The sequence below is a fragment of the Actimicrobium sp. CCC2.4 genome (assembly GCF_034347385.1).
GTDB lineage: Bacteria > Pseudomonadota > Gammaproteobacteria > Burkholderiales > Burkholderiaceae_D > Actimicrobium.
In genome coordinates, this window is sequence record NZ_CP133777.1 from 629,513 (window position 1) to 648,062 (window position 18,550).

18 protein-coding genes are annotated in these 18,550 nt (G+C 61.4%); 10 read left to right on the forward strand and 8 right to left on the reverse strand.

The window, feature by feature from the left end; genetic code table 11:
* Positions 1–17: 17 nt before the first annotated feature.
* From RHM62_RS02975 to RHM62_RS02990, 4 genes are all read left to right on the forward strand, one after another.
* Positions 18–1,133, forward strand: coding sequence for an ABC transporter substrate-binding protein (locus tag RHM62_RS02975; protein WP_322125298.1), 1,116 nt, complete (start codon positions 18–20; stop codon positions 1,131–1,133).
* A gap of 201 nt (positions 1,134–1,334) precedes the next feature.
* Positions 1,335–2,360 carry a branched-chain amino acid ABC transporter permease gene (locus tag RHM62_RS02980; RefSeq protein WP_322124098.1) on the forward strand — a complete coding sequence of 342 codons (1,026 nt, stop codon included), beginning with the start codon at positions 1,335–1,337 and terminating at the stop codon, positions 2,358–2,360.
* Positions 2,357–4,120, forward strand: a complete 1,764-nt coding sequence (locus RHM62_RS02985) for a branched-chain amino acid ABC transporter ATP-binding protein/permease (RefSeq protein WP_322124099.1) — start codon at positions 2,357–2,359, stop codon at positions 4,118–4,120. Before RHM62_RS02980 ends, RHM62_RS02985 begins: the two co-directional genes overlap by 4 nt.
* Positions 4,120–4,878, forward strand: a complete 759-nt coding sequence (locus RHM62_RS02990; protein ID WP_322124100.1) for an ABC transporter ATP-binding protein — start codon at positions 4,120–4,122, stop codon at positions 4,876–4,878. Before RHM62_RS02985 ends, RHM62_RS02990 begins: the two co-directional genes overlap by 1 nt.
* A 13-nt stretch (positions 4,879–4,891) precedes the next feature.
* On the opposite strand, the gene RHM62_RS02995 is transcribed toward RHM62_RS02990, so the two are convergent.
* The 8 genes from RHM62_RS02995 to gpmA form a co-directional block, all read right to left on the reverse strand.
* Positions 4,892–6,157 carry a HAMP domain-containing sensor histidine kinase gene (locus tag RHM62_RS02995; RefSeq protein ID WP_322124101.1) on the reverse strand — a complete coding sequence of 422 codons (1,266 nt, stop codon included), beginning with the start codon at positions 6,155–6,157 and terminating at the stop codon, positions 4,892–4,894.
* On the reverse strand, positions 6,150–6,854 hold the full coding sequence (locus RHM62_RS03000; RefSeq protein WP_322124102.1) for a response regulator transcription factor: 705 nt from the start codon (positions 6,852–6,854) through the stop codon (positions 6,150–6,152). Before RHM62_RS03000 ends, RHM62_RS02995 begins: the two co-directional genes overlap by 8 nt.
* 27 nt (positions 6,855–6,881) lie before the next feature.
* A complete protein-coding gene (locus RHM62_RS03005; RefSeq protein ID WP_322124103.1) occupies positions 6,882–7,436 on the reverse strand; it encodes a Spy/CpxP family protein refolding chaperone in 555 nt (184 codons plus the stop codon).
* A 127-nt stretch (positions 7,437–7,563) separates the two neighbouring features.
* On the reverse strand, positions 7,564–10,287 hold the full coding sequence (locus tag RHM62_RS03010; protein WP_322124104.1) for a pitrilysin family protein: 2,724 nt from the start codon (positions 10,285–10,287) through the stop codon (positions 7,564–7,566).
* A gap of 42 nt (positions 10,288–10,329) precedes the next feature.
* On the reverse strand, positions 10,330–11,079 hold the full coding sequence (locus RHM62_RS03015; protein WP_322124105.1) for a molybdopterin-synthase adenylyltransferase MoeB: 750 nt from the start codon (positions 11,077–11,079) through the stop codon (positions 10,330–10,332).
* Between the two features lie 66 nt (positions 11,080–11,145).
* Positions 11,146–12,639, reverse strand: a complete 1,494-nt coding sequence (locus RHM62_RS03020) for a S41 family peptidase (protein WP_322124106.1) — start codon at positions 12,637–12,639, stop codon at positions 11,146–11,148.
* A 3-nt stretch (positions 12,640–12,642) separates the two neighbouring features.
* Positions 12,643–13,989 (reverse strand): murein hydrolase activator EnvC family protein, encoded by a 1,347-nt coding sequence (locus tag RHM62_RS03025; protein ID WP_322125299.1) that lies wholly within the window; start codon positions 13,987–13,989, stop codon positions 12,643–12,645.
* Between the two features lie 41 nt (positions 13,990–14,030).
* Positions 14,031–14,777, reverse strand: coding sequence for a 2,3-diphosphoglycerate-dependent phosphoglycerate mutase (gene gpmA / locus RHM62_RS03030; protein WP_322124107.1), 747 nt, complete (start codon positions 14,775–14,777; stop codon positions 14,031–14,033).
* 107 nt (positions 14,778–14,884) lie between these two features.
* Between gpmA and RHM62_RS03035 the strand changes: the two genes are divergently transcribed.
* The 6 genes from RHM62_RS03035 (at position 14,885) to RHM62_RS03060 (ending at position 18,345) form a co-directional block, all read left to right on the forward strand.
* Positions 14,885–15,286, forward strand: a complete 402-nt coding sequence (locus RHM62_RS03035; RefSeq protein WP_322124108.1) for a rhodanese-like domain-containing protein — start codon at positions 14,885–14,887, stop codon at positions 15,284–15,286.
* A 14-nt stretch (positions 15,287–15,300) separates the two neighbouring features.
* A complete protein-coding gene (gene grxC, locus RHM62_RS03040; protein ID WP_322124109.1) occupies positions 15,301–15,564 on the forward strand; it encodes a glutaredoxin 3 in 264 nt (87 codons plus the stop codon).
* 56 nt (positions 15,565–15,620) lie between these two features.
* Entirely contained in the window at positions 15,621–16,109 is a 489-nt protein-coding gene (secB, locus tag RHM62_RS03045) for a protein-export chaperone SecB (protein ID WP_009664367.1), read from the forward strand.
* Positions 16,110–16,167: 58 nt separating this feature from the next.
* Positions 16,168–16,617, forward strand: a complete 450-nt coding sequence (locus RHM62_RS03050; protein ID WP_322124110.1) for an SH3 domain-containing protein — start codon at positions 16,168–16,170, stop codon at positions 16,615–16,617.
* Between the two features lie 18 nt (positions 16,618–16,635).
* Positions 16,636–17,634, forward strand: coding sequence for an NAD(P)H-dependent glycerol-3-phosphate dehydrogenase (locus RHM62_RS03055; RefSeq protein ID WP_322124111.1), 999 nt, complete (start codon positions 16,636–16,638; stop codon positions 17,632–17,634).
* A 135-nt stretch (positions 17,635–17,769) separates the two neighbouring features.
* Entirely contained in the window at positions 17,770–18,345 is a 576-nt protein-coding gene (locus tag RHM62_RS03060; RefSeq protein WP_322124112.1) for a PEP-CTERM sorting domain-containing protein, read from the forward strand.
* The last annotated feature ends 205 nt before the right edge of the window (positions 18,346–18,550 follow it).

Consider the following 18,550-nt stretch of genomic DNA (forward strand, 5'->3'; position numbering starts at 1 on the left):
TGCTTGTCCCTTCCCTGATGGCGCTGGCCTGTAGCGGCAACGCGATCGGCCAGATCAAGATCGGCGTGACCGTCTCGGCCACCGGCCCGGCCGCCTCGCTCGGCATCCCGGAAAAAAACACCTTCGCGCTGCTGCCCAAAATCATCGCCGGCAAGACGGTCGAGTACATCGTCCTCGATGATGCGACCGACACCACCACCGCCGTCAAGAACACCCGCAAGCTGCTCACCGAAGACAAGGTCGACCTGATCATCGGCTCGACCACGACGCCCAATTCGCTGGCGATGATCGAACTGGTGGCCGATGCCGGCACGCCGATGATCTCGATGGCCGCGTCGGCCTCGATCGTCGAGCCGGTCGAAGGCAAGCGCACCTGGGTCTTTAAGACGCCGCAAAACGATTCGCACATGTCGACCGCGATCACTGCGCGGATGGCCGAAGCCGGCATCAAGTCGGTCGCTTTCATCGGCTTTAGCGACGCCTACGGCGAAGGCTGGTATCGCGAATTCAGCAAGCTGGCCGAACTGCGCCACATCAAGGTGACAGCCAACGAACGCTTTGCCCGCGCCGACACCTCGGTGACCGGCCAGATCCTGAAAATCCTCGCCACCAATCCCGATGCCGTGCTGATCGCCGGTGCCGGCACGCCGGCGGCGCTGCCACAGAAGACCTTGAAGGAACGCGGCTACAAGGGCGTGATCTACCAGACCCACGGCGTGGCCAACAATGACTTCCTGCGCGTCTGCGGCAAGGACTGCGAAGGCACTTTGCTGCCATCGGGCCCGTTGCTGGTGGCCGAGCAATTGCCCGTCTCGAACCCGGTACGCGCGTCGGCGCTGACCTACAAGGCCGCTTACGAAAAAGCTTACGGCGCGGGCACCGTCTCGACCTTTGGCGGACATGCGTGGGATGCCGGTTTGCTGATGGCGGCGGCGGTGCCGGAAGCGCTCAAGCAGGGCCAGCCGGGCACCAAAGAATTCCGCAAGGGCTTGCGTGATGCGATTGAAAACACCCGCAACCTGGCCGGTGCGCATGGGATTTTTAATATGAGTCCGATTGATCATCTGGGTTTTGACCAGCGTGCGCGGGTGATGGTGAAGATTGTGGATGGGAAGTGGAAGCTGGTGGAGTAGGCGCTGTTGTAGTGCATTTGGTGCAATGCCCTGCGGTTATTGCACCCTACTGACCGATTGGCCGTTTCACAAACCGTTCGCCCTGAGCTTGTCGAAGGCGCACTGTCTTGCGCGCCTTCGACAGCACGTAGGGTGTAATAACCGCAGGGCATTGCACCGAACCACCACGTCGTCGCATTCAATTGAAGGAACACCCCCCGCATGGATTTTTCAATCGCCGCCATCCTGGCCCAGGATGGCATCACCAGCGGCGCGATCTACGCGTTGCTGGCGCTCGCGCTGGTGTTGGTGTTCTCGGTCACGCGCGTGATCTTCATTCCGCAGGGCGAGTTCGTGGCCTTCGGCGCACTGACGCTCGCTGCCATGCAATCCGATAAATTCCCGCACTCGGCGACGCTGCTGGTCGGGCTGGGCGTGGCGGTGTTCTTGCAGGAAGTGGTCATTTCGCTGCGCCGTGCACCGCTGGCTTTCGTCAAGTTTGTCGCCTTGCCGCTGGCGCTGTACGGGGTGACCCGCCAGTTCGGCAATGCGCAATTGCCGATGCTGCTGCAGGTCGCGCTGACGCTGGCGCTGGTGATTCCGATGGGGCCGATGATTTACCGTCTCGCATTCCAGCCACTGGCCGAAGCCAGCACACTGGTGCTGCTGATCGTTGCGGTCAGCGTGCACTTCGCGCTGCTCGGGACCGGGCTGGTGCTGTTCGGTGCCGAAGGCTCGCGTACCACGCCGTTCTCGGACGCGCGCTTTGAATTCGGTGCGCTGCAGGTGTCGGGCCAGAGCCTGGTGATCCTCGCGACCTCGGCGCTGCTGATCGGTGCGCTATACCTGTATTTTGAACGCACGCTGTCCGGCAAGGCCTTACGCGCGACGGCTGTCAACCGGCTGGGCGCACAACTGGTCGGCATCGGTACCACGCAGGCCGGACGCACTGCGTTCACGCTGGCAGCCGGCCTCGGTGCGTTGTGCGGCGTGCTGATCGCGCCACTGACCACGATCTATTACGACAGCGGATTTTTGATCGGCCTGAAGGGTTTCGTCGGCGCGATCATCGGTGGCCTCGGCAGTTATCCGGTCGCTGCGGCCGGTGCGCTGCTGGTCGGCTTGCTGGAAGCCTATTCGTCGTTCTGGGCCAGCGCCTTCAAGGAAGTGATCGTCTTCACGCTGATCATTCCGGTGCTGCTGTGGCGTTCGCTGCGCAGCAAGCATGTCGACGAGGGCGAGCAATGATGCGCCGCCTGCCCGTGCTGCTGTTCGTGATTTTTCTGGCGCTGCTGCCGGTGCTGCCGACGCCGGAATTCTGGATCACGCTGGCCAATTACATCGGCCTGTACGCCATCGTCGCGCTCGGACTGGTGCTGCTGACCGGGATAGGCGGGATGACCTCGTTCGGCCAGGCGGCCTTCGTCGGACTGGGCGCGTATGCCACCGCGTATCTGACCACGCACTTCGGGCTGTCGCCGTGGCTCGGGTTGCTGGCCGGATTGGGCATCACGGCGCTGGCAGCGTTTGCACTCGGTGCGATCACGATGCGCTTGTCCGGCCATTACCTGCCGCTCGGCACGATCGCATGGGGCCTGTCACTGTTCTACCTGTTCGGCAATCTGGAATTTCTGGGTAAGTACGATGGCCTCAACGGTATCCCGGCCATCGACCTGTTCGGCCTGACGCTGCAATCGGGGCGGGCGATTTTTTACCTGATCTGGGCCGTCGTGATCGTCGCGTTGCTGGCCTTGCAGAACCTGCTGGATTCACGCTCCGGTCGCGCCATGCGCGCGCTCAACGGCAGTGCGCTGATGGCCGAGGCGATGGGCGTCAATACGACCTGGATGAAGATCGTCTGCTTCGTCATTGCCGCGCTGCTGGCGTGCATTTCCGGCTGGCTGTATGCGCACATGCAGCGCGCGGTGAACCCGACGCCGTTCGGTCTGAACGCCGGCATCGAATACCTGTTCATGGCGGTCGTCGGCGGTGCCGGTCATGTCTGGGGCGCGCTGCTCGGCTCGGCTTTGCTGACCATCTTGAAGGACCAGTTGCAATCGATCCTGCCGAAGCTACTGGGCAGTAACGGCAACTTCGAAATGATCGTATTCGGCGTGATGATGGTGCTGTTGTTGCAGCGCGCCCGCAGCGGACTGTGGCCTTTGCTGCGTAGCTGGCTGCCGGAAAGTGCCGGCGTGCAGGTGCCGGTCACTGCCGCGCCGCTGCCGCAGCGCACCCGCCCCGCCGCCGGTGCGGTGCTGCTGCAAGTGCAGCAAGCGCGCAAACAATTCGGTGGGCTGGTGGCGGTCAACGACATGGAGTTCGTCGTCCACGGCGGCGAGATCCTTGGCCTGATCGGACCGAACGGTGCCGGCAAATCGACGATGTTCAACCTCGTCACCGGCGTGTTGCCGCTGACGGCGGGTCAGATCCTGTTCGATGGCCAGCGCATCGACGGATTGCCGTCGCGCGAGATCGTGCGGCGCGGCATCGGCCGCACCTTCCAGCATGTGCGGCTGCTGCCGGCGATGTCGGTGCTGGAAAACGTCGCGCTAGGCGCGCATCTGCGCGGTCAAGCCGGTGTGCTCGCCAGCATCTTGCGGGCCGATCGCAAGGAGGAACAACGCCTGCTGTTCGAGGCCGCGCGCCAGCTCGATCGCGTCGGTCTTGGTCATCTGGCGCAAGTCGAAGCGGGCAGCCTGGCGCTGGGTCAGCAACGTATTCTGGAGATCGCCCGCGCCCTGTGCTGCGACCCGACCTTGCTGCTGCTGGACGAACCCGCTGCCGGTTTGCGTTACCAGGAAAAAGGCGCGCTGGCGGAATTGCTGCGCAAACTGAAAGCCGAAGGCCTGAGCATTTTGCTGGTCGAACATGACATGGATTTCGTGATGAACCTGACCGACCGGCTGGTGGTGATGGAGTTCGGTACCCGCATCGCCGAGGGCGTGCCGGCGCAGGTGCAAGCCGATCCTGCCGTGCTGGAAGCTTATCTGGGAGGGATCGACTGATGGAGATGTCGAAAAGCGTGCCAATACTTGAAGTCGACAATTTGCACGTCGGCTACGGCAAGGTCGAGGCGCTGCATGGTGCGACTTTGCGCGTCGATGCCGGCCGGATTGCGACCGTGATCGGACCGAATGGCGCGGGCAAGTCGACGCTGTTGAATGCGCTGGCCGGCGCGTTGCCGGGCACGGGCAGCCAGCACGGCAGCGTGCGGTTTCTGGGGCAGGACATGCAGCGCGTGGCGATCGAGGAACGGGTCGCGCGCGGCATGTGCCTGGTGCCGGAAAAGCGCGAACTGTTTGCCACGATGAGCGTCGAGGATAACCTTCTACTGGGCAGTTACCGGCGCTACCGTGCCAATGAAAAAAATTACGCCGACCAGTTGCCGCTGGTCTTTGACTTGTTCCCGCGCCTGCTGGAACGACGCCGCCAGGAAGCCGGCACCTTGTCGGGTGGCGAGCGGCAAATGCTGGCGCTCGGTCGCGCGCTGATGGCCAAGCCGCAATTGCTGATGCTGGACGAACCCAGCCTTGGCCTTGCACCGCTGATCGTCAAGGAAATTTTCCAGATCATCGTGCGACTGAAGCAAACCGGCGTGGCGATTTTGCTGGTCGAGCAGAATGCCCGCGCCGCCTTGCAGGTGGCCGACCAGGCTTACGTGCTGGAGACCGGCGAGATCGTGCTGGAAGGGCCGGCAGCACAACTGGCGACCGATCCGAAAGTGGTTGAGACCTATCTGGGGCTGGCTAAAAAGCGCGATTAATTGTCCGGTGCAGTCAATCCTGCGGCAGCGTCACCACGAAGCAGCTGCCGCCGCCGGCGCGCGGCAGGCATGCCACGCCGCCACCGTGATGGCGGGCGATTTGCCGCACCAGGCTCAGTCCGAGGCCGATGCCGCCATCGCGTTCGCGTCCGCCCGGCAAGCGGTAAAACGCGGCGAAGATGTTGTCGCGTTCGGCTTCCGGCACGCCGGGGCCGCGATCGCAGATGCTCAAGTGGATGGCCCCATCGAGATGGCGCAGCGTCACGTCGACCGGACTGTCGCCGCCATAACGACGGGCATTGTCGAGCAGATTGCGCACTAGCCGGCGCAACAGGATCGGGTCGCCGGCCAGCGTGATGTCGGCACTGGCCAGTTGCGCGCCGGCGCGGCGGGCTTCGTCGGCCACCAGCGCGGTGAGGTCGACCGCCACGCGCAGCGGTGCTTGCCCGCTGGTTGCATCGAGCCGGCTGGCCAGCAGGATTTCACCGATCAGCTGGTCGAGTTCAGCGATGTCGCGTGTCATTTCTTCGCGCAGGGCCGGAGCGGCCCCGGCGGGTAGCAATTCAACCGCCATGCGCAACCGTGCCAGAGGCGAACGCAATTCGTGCGAGGCGTTGGCCAGCAGGCTGCGCTGCGCTTGCACCAGCGTTTCGATGTGGGCCGCCGAGCGATTGAAACTACCGGCCAGGCGCGCGACTTCATCATCGCCTTCGACCGCCACGCGCGTCGACAGCTGTCCGGCACCCAGCGCCTCGACGCTGCGTTGCAGGCGCTCAAGCCGGCGCGTCAGGCGGCGCACCACCGGGAATGCCGCCAGTCCGACCGCCAGTGCAATCAGCGCCAGCGCGGCGATCAGTCCGGGCATCGGCAGGTGCCGGCGCGACGCGTGCTTGCGGGCGCCGACCAGCCAGCGGCCATCGTCGAGTTTCAGGGCAAATACCGGTGGCCTGCCACCGAGCCAGCCGCTGCCGGTTTGCGCCGGATCGAGCGGCGGCAAGGCCTCGCCGACTTGGGCCAGCTTGCGACGTTCGGTCGAATACAGCGTCAGGTCGGCGCGCGGACGCCAGCGCGCCAGGCCCGCCTGCTGCTCGGCAGCCGTGGCACTGGCCGGTGGCAAGGCTGCGCTGGCGATGCCGGCAAAGGCCTCGAGGTTGGCACCGGTGCGGGCGTTTTCGGGGCTGAGTTGCCAAGCTGCCGCAAACAGCGCGGCGGTCAGGCCGAGTGCCAGCAGTAGCGCCAGATAGATGCGCACATACAGATGCCGGGTCAGGCTAAACATCCTGCACCCGCGCAAACAGATAGCCGCTGCCGCGCACGGTGAGTATGCGCCTGGGCTGCTTCGGATCGTCTTCGATGGCCAGTCGAATGCGCCCGATATGCACATCGATAGAACGGTCGAAGGCATCGATAGGCACGCCGCTGACGGCGTCCATCAGCTGTTCGCGCGAGAGCACGCGACCGGCCCGGGTTGCCATCGCGGCGAGCAGGTCGAACTGGTAGGCAGTGAGGACGCAATCATGGCCGTCGAGTCGCACGATGCGACCGTCTAGGTCGATGGCGAGGCGACCGAACTGCAGCACGCTGTGCCCGGACGCCAGCGGCGGACGACGCAAAATGGCGCGCAGGCGGGCCAGCAATTCGCGCGGCTCGAAGGGTTTCGGCAGATAGTCGTCAGCGCCCAGTTCGAGGCCGACCACGCGATCCATCGGGTCGCCCTTGGCGGTCAGCATCAGGATAGGCAGGTTGCCCACGGGTGCCGGTTGCTGGCGGATCCGGCGGCAGACATCAAGGCCGTCGGCATCCGGCAGCATCAGGTCCAGCAGCACCGCCGAATAGGCTTCGGCGGTGCGTAATTGGTTCATCGCGGCCTGCGCGGTTTCGACGTGATCGACCGCGTAGCCGTTCTGGTTCAGGTAGGTGACGACCATCGCCCCGAGACGGTGGTCGTCATCGATCATCAGCAGGCGCTGTGCCATCTCAGCAGGCTCCGGCTGTGCGGGTCATTACTTCCTGCCGGCGGTGTCGTGGTCGCCCCGGTGACCGCGATGATGTTGACCGCGCTTGGCGAAATGTTCCGCCAGGCGCACGCGCTGGGCCGGAGTCAGCACTTCCGAGATGTCGGCCAGCGCGGTGGTCATGCGCTTGGAAGACTGGTCGTTAAGCTGCACTTCGGTGGCACGAATCTGTTCGAGGGCGGCGCGATCGATGGTCGGCTGCGCCAGCAGTTTCATGCCTTGCTGGTGGGCTTCGCGACGCTGTTTGCGCAGTGGCATCAGATCGCTGGCGGCGGTCTTGGCGATCGCGCTGACCTTGGCTTTCTGTTCCGGCGTGCCGTCCGGCAGCAAGCGTTCAATCATCTTGTCGATGCGCTTGGCCGACATCTCCGGCGTCATGTCGCCACGCAGTTGGTGATAGCCGCCACGTGCGTCCTTGCTCTCGCCGGCGGCCTGGCTCAGGCCGGTCCAGGAACCGGCGGCGATGACCATGGCGGCAGCTGCAGCGATGGTCCAGCGCCGACCGGGGCGGGATGATGCGGTGGTGATGGCTTGCTTGTTCATGGTGAATCCTTCCAGTGTGGTGAGTGCAAACACGGACTCGGTTTGCATGAACACACTGTAGCCAGCCGATGTAGCGCTGGCGTGTGCGGCAGGTAAAGATAGGTAAAGCGGTTTTGCAACGCGCCCGCTATTTTTGCGCTGCCTTGATCTTCGCCTGGTCACCGGCCATCACCACGGTCAGCTGCGCCGGATCGATGGCTTTGCGGAACGCGGCGGTGACTTGTGCGGCAGTCAGCGTGCTGATCCTGGCTTCGAACTGCTTGCTCCATTCGTAGGTCCGGCCAAGAAACAGATACGTGGTCCAGCCGGCGGCGACGCTGCCATCTTGCGCCCGCGTCTGCACGCGTTGCTGCAGCAGGCCGGACTTGGCGCGCGCGACTTCGGCATCGCTAAAGCCTTCCTTGATGGCGCGCGCCAGCTCGTCTTTGACGGCGGCATCGACTTTGGCCAGGTTCTGCGGCGCGGCGATCGCGCTGATCGTGAAGCCACCGGCACGGTCGATCGAACCGGCGCTGACTGACGAGCCGCCGCCATACGACAAGCCATCCTTCTGGCGCAACCGTTCCATGAGGCGCGAGTTCAGGCCGGCACCGCCACCGAAGACGTAGTCGGCAATTGCCAGCGCCGGATAATCGGCATCGTCATCGCGCAAGTCGAGGTTCAGGCGGGCCGTGTAAAAGCCGTTTTCCTTGTCCGGCGTATCGATGTCCCGGCGCAGCGGCATCACGGCAAAATTGCGCTGCGACAGGCGCGTGTAGGGTGCGCCGCTAGTCCAGTTACCGAATGCATCGCCGATGACCTTGGTGATGGCGGTCGCATCGAAATCACCGACTACCGAGATCTCGGCTTGCGAGATGCCATAAAACTTCTTGTGGTATGCCTTGACCTGCTCGAGCGTGACGGCCTTGAGTCCGGCAATCTGTTCATCGATGCTCTGGAACGCGCGCCAGTCGCCTTTCGGATACTGGTTGAAATGTTGCGACATCACTTGCCCGGCCAGCACTTGCGGTTCATTGCGGCGCGCTTCGATACCGACCAGACTCTGGCTGCGCAACTGTTCGAATTGGTCGGCCGGGAAGCTGGCGTCCTTGAGCACATGCGCGACCAGCGCCAGTGCTGCCGGCAAATGTTCACGCGTGGTCTGGAAGTTGAACAGGTTGCCGCTGAACTTGAGCTTGTCGAATTCGTCAGCCAGTTGTTCGCGCGTGTATTTGCTGGTGCCGCGCATGAGCATGCCGCTGACCATGGTCGCCGCGGCCTGCTGGCCGAACAGGCTTTGCTCGTTGCCCCAATGCAGACTCATCGAGGTGGCCACGGTGGCGCCGCGCGTGGTCTTCGGTAATAGCGCGAGCTGGATTCCACCGGATGTGGATAGCGTGGTGCGCTTGCCGATGTTGTCCTGGCTCGGCTCGAAAGCTTCGCCGGCGCCGCTGTCGGTCTTGCCGACATAGCCTTGCATGACGCTGTCAGGCAGTGGCGCGGTCGGGATCTCGGCACGTTGCGGCGCGTCTTCCGGCAGGAACATGCCGGTGGTGCGGTTGTCGCGCTTGAAGTAGCGGCCGGCGGCCGCGGCGACATCAGCGCTGGTGATCTTTGCCATCTGGTCGCGGTTCTTGAACAGCAAGCGCCAGTCGCCCAATGCGATCGCTTCGGACAGGCCGACGCCGACTTTCTGGTGATCGTTGAGCATTTTTTCGATCTGGTTGGCGTTGTCGCGCTTGACCCGCTCCATCTCGTCGGCAGTCGGCGGGTTCTTGCTGAAGTCCTCGATCGCGGCAGTCATCGCGGCGCGGACCGGTTCGATCGGATCGTCTTTCTTGACGACGGCACCGAGCAGTTGCAGGCCGGGTGCCACGCCGCTGACCGCGTAGTTGAATACTTGCGAGGCCTTGCCGGTTTCGACCAGCAGCTTGTGCAGACGACCATTCGGTGTGTCGCCGAGGATGTCGGCAGCGAAGGACAGCGCATCGCTGTCGGGATGCAGTGCACCCGGCATCTTGTAGCCGACGCCGACGATCTGGATATCGCCCTTGCGACGCACCGTGTAACTACGGTCGCCGTCCTGCGTCGGTTCGACGGTCCAGAACACCGGCAAGGTACGCGCCGGTTTTGGAATCGCACCGAAGGATTTGCTGATCCATCCCAGCGTTTTTTCGACATCGAATTTGCCGGCCACCAGCAGCACCGCGTTATCGGGCTGGTAGTAGGTGCGGTAGAAGGCCTGCAGATTGTCGATCCTGACGTTCTCGATATCGCTGCGGTTGCCGATCGTCGAATTGCCGTAGTTATGCCAGTCGAATGCCACGCTCTGCATGCGCTTGAGCATGACGCTGAACGGCGAATTCTCGCCGCTTTCGAATTCATTGCGGACTACGGTCATTTCGGAATCCAGGTCTTTTTTGGCGATGAAGGAATTGACCATGCGGTCGGCTTCCATCTCCAGCGCCCACTTCAGGTTGTCGTCGCTGGCCTGGAAAAATTCGTAATAGTTGGTGCGGTCGAGCGAGGTCGTACCGTTCATTTGCATGCCGCGCTGATTGAATTGCTGGACCACGCTGGGGTTCTTCGGTGCGCCCTTGAACATCATGTGTTCGAGTAAATGCGCCATGCCGGTTTCGCCGTAATTTTCATGCCGCGAACCGACCAGATACGTCACGTTGACGGTGACGGTCGGCTTGGTCACGTCCGGGAACAGCAGGACTTTCAGGCCGTTCTTCAAACGGTATTCGGTGATGCCTTCGATGCTGGTGATGCGGGTCACGCCAGCCGGCAGGGACGCGGCAATGGCCGTGTGCGAAAACAGCGCCAGCAGGAACAGCGCGCAGATGAATCGGTGCCAGCGTTGCAGCATGATGATTGCCTCAGTGTGGATGAATCGGGAGTACTAAAAACGTCAGGGGTGGCCGCAGACGCTGCAGCCAGCATCGCGACGCAATTTAATGGTGTTCCATTCCATGGTGCGTGCGTCCAGCATCTGCAGGCGACCGGTCAGCGAGGTGCCGATGCCGACGATGAGCTTGAGCGCTTCGGCAGCCTGCATGCTGCCGATGATGCCGACCAGCGGCGCGAACACGCCCATCGTCGCACAGTTGATGTCGTCGAAGCTTTGCTGCGGCGGGAACAGGCAGGCATAGCAGGGCGAGGCCGGGTCGCGCGCATCAAACACGCTGACCTGGCCATCGAAGCGGGTTGCCGCGCCCGACACCAGCGGCACCTTGTGGGCGACGCAAGCGCGGTTGATCGCGTGGCGGGTGACAAAATTATCGGTGCAGTCGAGCACCACCGTAGCGGTGCGGACCAGTGCATCAAGGCGCGCGTCGTCGAGCCGCTCGTCGAGCGCGACAATGACGATGTCAGGATTGATGGCCGCCAACGTCAGTCTGGCCGAGGCTACCTTGGGCTGGCCGATGCGGTCCGTCGTATGCACGATTTGCCGCTGCAAATTGGTCAGGTCGACCGTGTCGGGATCGGCCAGCGTGATCGTCCCGGTACCGGCTGACGCCAGATACAGCGCGGCCGGCGAACCAAGGCCGCCGGCGCCGATGATCAGCGCATGCGCGGCAGAAATTTTTTGCTGGCCATCGATGTCGATCTCGTCGAGCAGGATGTGACGCGAATAGCGTAGCAGCTGGTGGTCGTTCATTAGTCGGTCGGACTCCTGTAAAAAGAAAAGGCCGCATCGCTGCGGCCTTTTGTCAGCACGCAGCAATTACTTGTTGCTGCTGCCTTTCTTGTCTTCCTTCGGCTCGTCTTTTTTAAGGGTGTCTTTTTCCGGTTCTTTCTCGCCATCCTTGCGGACTTCCGGCTTCACCTTCGACAGTTGCACCGGCAGGCCCTTGAGCTGGTTCAGTGCCTGAGCCAGCTGGAAGTCTTCCTTGCTGCCGAACTCGAGCGGCTTGCGTTTCTTGTCGAGGGCTGCGGCGCGACGTGCTTCTTCAGCCTCATCGAAGGCCGGCTTGACGGCTTCGACGGCTGCCTTGTCGTTGCCATTGCTGAGATGTTTCTGCAAGTCCGACTCGTGCAGGCGGAAGCTGTTGAGACCATCGCCATCGGCATATTCATCGACCATCAAATCAGGCACGATACCCTTGGCCTGAATTGAACGGCCGTTCGGCGTGTAGTAACGCGCAGTGGTCAGCTTCACGGCGGTATCAGCCGAGAGCTGCCGGATGGTCTGGACCGAGCCCTTGCCAAAACTTTGCGTACCCATGATGGTGGCGCGCTTGTAGTCTTGCAGCGCACCGGCGACGATCTCGGAGGCCGATGCCGAACCGGCATTGATTAGCACGACCATCGGGACTTTCTTGACGGCGTCGGGCAGTTTGGCCAGCGAATCGCCAAGACCGCGCGCACCATAAAACTCACGGCGGGCGTAAAACGTCTGTTTGGAATCGGCCAGCTGGCCATTGGTCGTGACGATGACCGCATCCTTTGGCAGGAAGGCCGCCGACACGCCGATCGCGCCGGGCAGCACCCCGCCCGGATCATTGCGCAAGTCGAGCACCAGACCCTTGATATTGGGATCCTGGGTGTACAGCGCGGTAATTTTTTTGGCCATGTCATCGACCGTCGGTTCCTGGAACTGGGCCACGCGCACCCATGCGTAACCGGGCTCGACCATTTTGGATTTGACGCTCTGGACGCGGATTTCCTGGCGGACGATGGTGACGATGATCGGCTTGTCTTCATCCTTGCGGGCGATCGTCAACGTGATCTTGCTGTTCGGTTCGCCGCGCATTTTCTTGACGGCCTCGTCGAGCGACAATCCTTTGGTCGGCGTACTGTCGAGACGGGTAATCAGGTCGCCTGCTTTCAGGCCGGCGCGGTAGGCCGGTGAATCTTCGATTGGCGAGATGACTTTGACGAAACCATCTTCAATACCGACTTCGATGCCGAGCCCGACAAACTTGCCCTGCGTGCCTTCGCGCAGTTCTTTAAAGGCTTTTTTGTCCAGGTAGGCCGAGTGCGGATCAAGCGAAGCGACCATGCCGGAAATGGCTTCGGTCAGTAATTTTTTGTCGTCGACATTCTCGACGTAATCCGATTTGATCAGGCCAAACACATCGGCAAGTTGTCGCAACTCGTCGATCGGCAGTGGCGCGCCGACATTTTTTTGCGCCATGGCGTCGAATTGCATTGATCCTGCGATGCCGGCCATCACGCCTAATCCGATCAAGCCGATATTCTTGAGTTTAATGCTCATGTTTCACCTGGTAGTTACCCATCCTAGTGGGTCGAACGCACGGCCTTGATGCCGCATTTCAAAGTATAAGCCGGATTGTTCATTGCCGCCGCTGTTGCCCGCCGTGGCAATGGGGTCGCCACTTTTGACCGCATCGCCGGGTCGTTTCAGGACCGACTGGTTGTTGCCATAAATGGTCATGTACTGGCCGCCATGGTCGACGATGATCAGGTTGCCAAAGCCGCGCAGCCAGTCGGCAAAGACGACTTTTCCTTCGGCGATGGCACGGATCTCGGTGCCTTCGGCAGCGCGGATAAATAGACCTTTCGAGTCTGGCCCCTCGCCGCGTGATGCGCCGAAGCGGGTCACGATATCGCCCTTGAGCGGCAGCCGCAACTTGCCTCGCAGACCACTAAAATTAGTGCCCGCATTCTGGCCTTCGACGCCGGCTTCCGGGCGAAGTTCATTGCGCAAAGCAATTTTTTTGGGGGGCTCGTCATCGTCGATCGCATCCGGATTGCTCGCGCTTGCCTTCGTGGATGGCCGCGCGGGCTTCTTGTCTTGCAGCGCCTGTTTGCGCGCTTGTTCGGCTTGCGCGTCGGCCAGTTGTTTCTGGCGGCGTTGTTCGGCGGCAGCAGCGTCGGCCTTGCGCTGCGCTTCGATCAGCTCATCGAGCTTGCTGACCAGGCCGCTGAGGCGCTGGTCGTCACGTTTCAGGTCACTGGCTTGCTTGCGTTGCGATGCCAGCTTGGTCGACAGCGATGCCAGTAGCGTCGCGCGGCCTGCTTTTTCATTTTCCAGCGCGGTGCGCTGGTCGCGGGCTTCGACGACAATCTCGGCCAGCGCGCGGTGGGCTTCTTCGGCCTCGGCCTTGTTGTGCTCGATGGCCTGCAGGTTGCCGCGCAGCGTGCTGATCAGGGCGGCCTGGGCTTGCGAGACGTAACCGAGGTATTCGAGGTCGCGATTGATCCGGTTCGGGTTATCACCGGAGAGCAGCAGCTTGATGCGGCTGTCATTGCCGGCCACGTATTGGCCGCGTAGCAAACGCGATAACTGCGCCTGCTGGTCATCGACCAGCTTGGTCAGGCGGGTTTGTTCCTCCGATAATTGTGCCAGCCGGCGCTCGGTTCCGGCTTGCTCCGCATCGAGTTCATGCAGCGCGCGGTTGGCCTCCGAAATCGCCCGGGCAGACTTGCCCAACGCTTCAGTGGCCTTGTCGGATTCGGCTTCGGTCTGGTTGATCGTGCCCTGCAGCGTGCCGAGCTGTCGTTGCAGTTCGGTGCGCTGGGCTTGTGCAGCTTCCTTTTGCCGGCTGCGTTCGCTGGCCGTAGCCACACTGACCACTGCCAGGCAGGCAGCCGTCAGCGTCATCCGGAGTAACAGGGTTTTGAAAGAAGGCATCGGCCGGCGCGTCAGCGCGCCTTGCCCTGGTTGGCGACTGCATGCAAGGCCGCTTCGATGGCGGCCGTATCACCGAGGTAGTAGCTGCGGATCGGCTTCAGGTCGGCATCCAGTTCGTATACGAGCGGCTGGCCATTGGGGACGTTCAGACCGACAATGTCGTTGTCGCTGATGCCATCGAGCGATTTGATCAGTGCACGCAAGCTGTTGCCATGGGCCGAGATCAGGATCTGTTTGCCGGCGCGGATGGCCGGCGCGATGGTGTCTTCCCAGGCCGGCATGACGCGCTCGACGGTGTCTTTCAGGCATTCGGTGAGCGGGATTTGCGCAGGCTGCAGTCCGGCGTAACGCGGATCCTGATACGATGCACGCGGATCGGACGCTGCCAGTGGCAGTGGCGGGGTGTCGTAACTGCGCCGCCAGACCAGCACTTGCTCGTCGCCGTATTGCGCTGCGGTTTCGGATTTATTCAAGCCTTGCAACGCGCCGTAATGACGTTCGTTGAGGCGCCAGTCGTGTTCGATCGGGATCCACATCAGGTCCATTTCGTCGAGCGTCAGCCAGAGCGTGCGGATGGCGCGTTTGAGCACCGAGGTGTAAGCCAGGTCAAAGCTGAAGCCGGCCTCGCGCAGCAGTTTGCCGGCTTGGGTAGCTTCGGCGCGGCCCTTTTCGGTCAGGTCGACGTCGGTCCATCCGGTAAAGCGATTGTCGAGATTCCAGGTGGATTCACCGTGGCGCATCAATACGATTTTGTACATGGCAGGTAGGCAGTAGAGGGGAAATTGGAAGTGCATGGCAACGATTCGGATTCGTCGTGTCGCTTCTATTTTATAATGCGGCGATTGTTTTAAACCATTGGACCCTTGTGAAATTCTTGATCGATAACATCTTCCTTATAGCGCTGGTCGTCATTTCCGGCGGCGCACTGCTGTTTCCCTTGCTGCAGCAACGCGGCACCAAGGTCACGACACTGCAAGCGACCCAGATCATCAATCAGGGCAAGACGCTGATTCTGGATGTCAGTGATGCAGCCGACTTTGCCAAGGGCCACCTGCGCGAAGCAAAAAATATTCCCCTGAAAGATCTGACTACGCGCCTCGTCGAAATCGACAAGTTCAAGGCCAGGACGGTCATCGTCGTGTGCCCGAACGGCGTGCAGTCCTCGAAAGCGACAGCGCGTCTCAAGAGCGCCGGTTTCAATGATGTCCACAGTCTGAGCGGTGGACTCGCGTCTTGGCAGACCCAGGGTCTGCCGACCGTGAAATAACAGGAGTCACCACAATGACCGCACATGTTTTGATGTATAGCACCGGCGTTTGCCCTTATTGCACGATGGCCGAACGACTGCTCAAATCCAAAGGCGTCGAGGAAATCGAAAAAGTGCGTATCGACCTCGATATGGCACAGCGCGACGTGATGATGCAAAAAACCGGTCGCCGTACGGTGCCGCAGATTTACATCGGCGACACCCACGTCGGCGGCTTCGACGACCTGGCCGCGCTTGAGCGTCTCGGTACGCTCGACGCCTTGCTGCAGGGCACCTGATCTTTACCGGCCGACGGCACGTGCCGCGGTCCCTTCAACCCAACTGAAAGTGCTTCATGGCTGACGAAATCCTGCAACCGATATTCCAGATCCAGCGCGTCTATCTGAAAGACCTGTCGCTCGAACAACCTAATTCCCCGGCGATTTTCCTGGAGCAGGAAGCGCCGACCATGGAAGTGGCCGTCGACGTCGGTGCCGAGCCACTGGCCGAAGGGATTTTCGAGTCGACCGTGACCATTACCGTCACCGCCAAGATCGGCGACAAAGTGGCTTTTCTGGTCGAAGGCAAGCAAGCCGGCATTTTTGAAGCCCGCAACATCCCGCAAGACCAGCTTGATCCGCTGCTTGGCATCGGCTGTCCGAATATCGTGTACCCGTATTTGCGCGCCAACATCGCCGATGCAATTACCCGTGCCGGTTTCCCGCCAGTCCATTTGGCCGAAATCAATTTTGAAGTGTTTTACCAGCAGCGCCTGCAGGCCTTGGCCGAACAGCAAAATGCCGCCAATCTGGTGATGCCGGACGGTGCGGCAACCACCCACTGATGCTGCGACCGGTATGCCACAGGCATGCCGGTTGCGCATTTCCCTTCGGAGTTGCGCAATGAAATCTGTTCGCTTGCATGGTGCCGCGGCACTGCTCTCGCTAAGCGCTTTCGGCCATGCCTACGCACTGGACTACCAATCAATTGGCGCTGCTCCGGCAGTGCTGTACGACGCGCCGTCGCAGCGTGGACGAAAAGTATTCGTCGCACCGCGCAACATGCCCGTCGAAGTCATTCTGACCTATGGCGAGTGGAGCAAGGTGCGCGATGCCTCGGGCGACTTGTCGTGGGTCGAATCCAAGCAACTCGATGCAAAGCGCCACGTGATCACCAGGGCCGCCGGCATCCGCGTGCGCACCGCCGCCGATGAGATGGCACCGGTGATTTTCAGCGTCGACAAGAGCGTGATACTGGAAATGGCCGAACCGTCTACAGCGGGTTGGGTCAAGGTCCGTCATCGCGATGGCCAGGGCGGTTTCGTCAAGTCGACCGATGTCTGGGGTGAGTAAATTGGGTCTGTCGCTGCGATGAACATCACGTTACTGGGCGCGGGTGCCTGGGGCACCGCGCTGGCCATGTCGCTGGCCGATCGGCACAATGTCCTGTTGTGGGGGCGCGATGCCGCCATGATGCAAGCCATCTCGGATCGGCACGAGAATGCCGCCTACCTCCCCGGCATCGCCTTGCCGCACTCGTTGCTTCTTACCGCTGATTTTGATGCCGCCATCGGCCATTGTGCCGACCATGATGGACTACTGATCGTGGCGTCATCGGTCGCCGGCTTACGACCGATTGCGCAACGACTTCCCGGGCGACCGCTGCCCAACCTGGTGTGGTTGTGCAAGGGTTTTGAAGAAGGTACCGGCCTGTTGCCGCACCAGATTGTGCAGCAGGTATTGGGCGATGACTTGCTGACCGGTGCCTTCTCGGGTCCCTCGTTTGCGATGGAAGTGGCACTTGGACTGCCGGGTGCGCTGGTCATCGCCTCGGCAAGCGCGACGTTGCGCGACACGGTGGTACAGGCGGTCCATGGGCCTCAGTTACGTATTTATGGCACCGATGATGTCGTCGGTGTCGAGGTCGGCGGGGCTGTTAAAAATATCCTGGCCATTGCTACCGGTATCGTCGATGGCATGGCGCTGGGGCTCAATGCCCGCGCGGCATTGATCACCCGCGGTCTGGCCGAAATCACGCGACTCGGTGTGGCGCTCGGCGGGCGCGCGGAAACCTTCATGGGACTGGCGGGTATTGGTGATCTGATCCTGACCTGTACCGGGGATCTGTCGCGCAATCGCAAGGTTGGTCTCGGACTGGCACAAGGCAAAACCCTTGATACGATCGTGCGCGAACTGGGGCATGTCGCAGAAGGCGTGCGGTGCGCGCGGGCCGTGCGTACGCTGGCAGCGAACCTGCAGATCGAGATGCCGATTACCGACGCGGTCGCTGGTGTGTTGTTCGACGGCAATGCGCCGAGCGAGACGGTAGCACTGCTACTGGCGCGGGAAGCGCGCAGTGAATCGGTTTAAATTCCGCGTTGCAATGGAATCGCTGCGTTTAAGTTAAATTGTGTCAAATTAATCGCAAGAGCGTGGTTTTTTACTATCAAATTTTCAAACCCGAGTTATTCTGACGGCATGTTTTATTGATAACTGAAAGATGCCATGAAAAAACTTATCTTGGGACTCGCGCTGGCTGCTTTCAGCCTGATGGCGCAGGCTGCAAATCTGGTGGCCAACGGCGGCTTCGACAGCGGACTGACCAACTGGGCGCAAAGTACCTTGCCTCCGGGCGAATCCGAAACACGTGAGGTTACCGATTTTGGATTCGGTGACTTTTTCTACTCCAACGGTAACACCGTCCCAAGCTCGATATCACAGTCAATTCAGACCGTCGCCGGCACTTTTTATGACCTGAGTTTTCAGCTGCGCGGTTTATCAAAGGACTCAACGCCGGTCATCAGCAATTCAAGCGTCATGTTTGGCGATTCAACTTACGTCCAGAGTACGTTCGACAGCGCTGCGCTCGCCGGGACATTCACTCCCTTTACCTATAAATATCTTGCTGGTCCGGGTACCAGCACGCTGCTGACCTTCACGTCAAGCAGCGACAATAGCTTCGTTCACCTCGACAATGTATCCGTTCAGGTCAGCGCGGTACCAGAGCCTGAAACCTACGCAATGATGTTGCTCGGTCTTGGCCTGATCGGTTATACGATGCAGCGCCGACGCAAGGCCTGACGCTGTTGGCCGGACCTGAAAACCTCGAGTCATCGGGGTTTTTTTTCGCCTGCAACATCTGTTGTTGCGGTCTGTGCGTACAAGGTCAGGTGCACGGCGGTGCGGCAGTCGGCAAGGGTGCGGCACTTTTCACGCATTCGGCACTCATATCGCTGGTATCGTTGCGCAAACCCTGCCTGGCGCGGCAACGCTGGCCAGTTTTGAG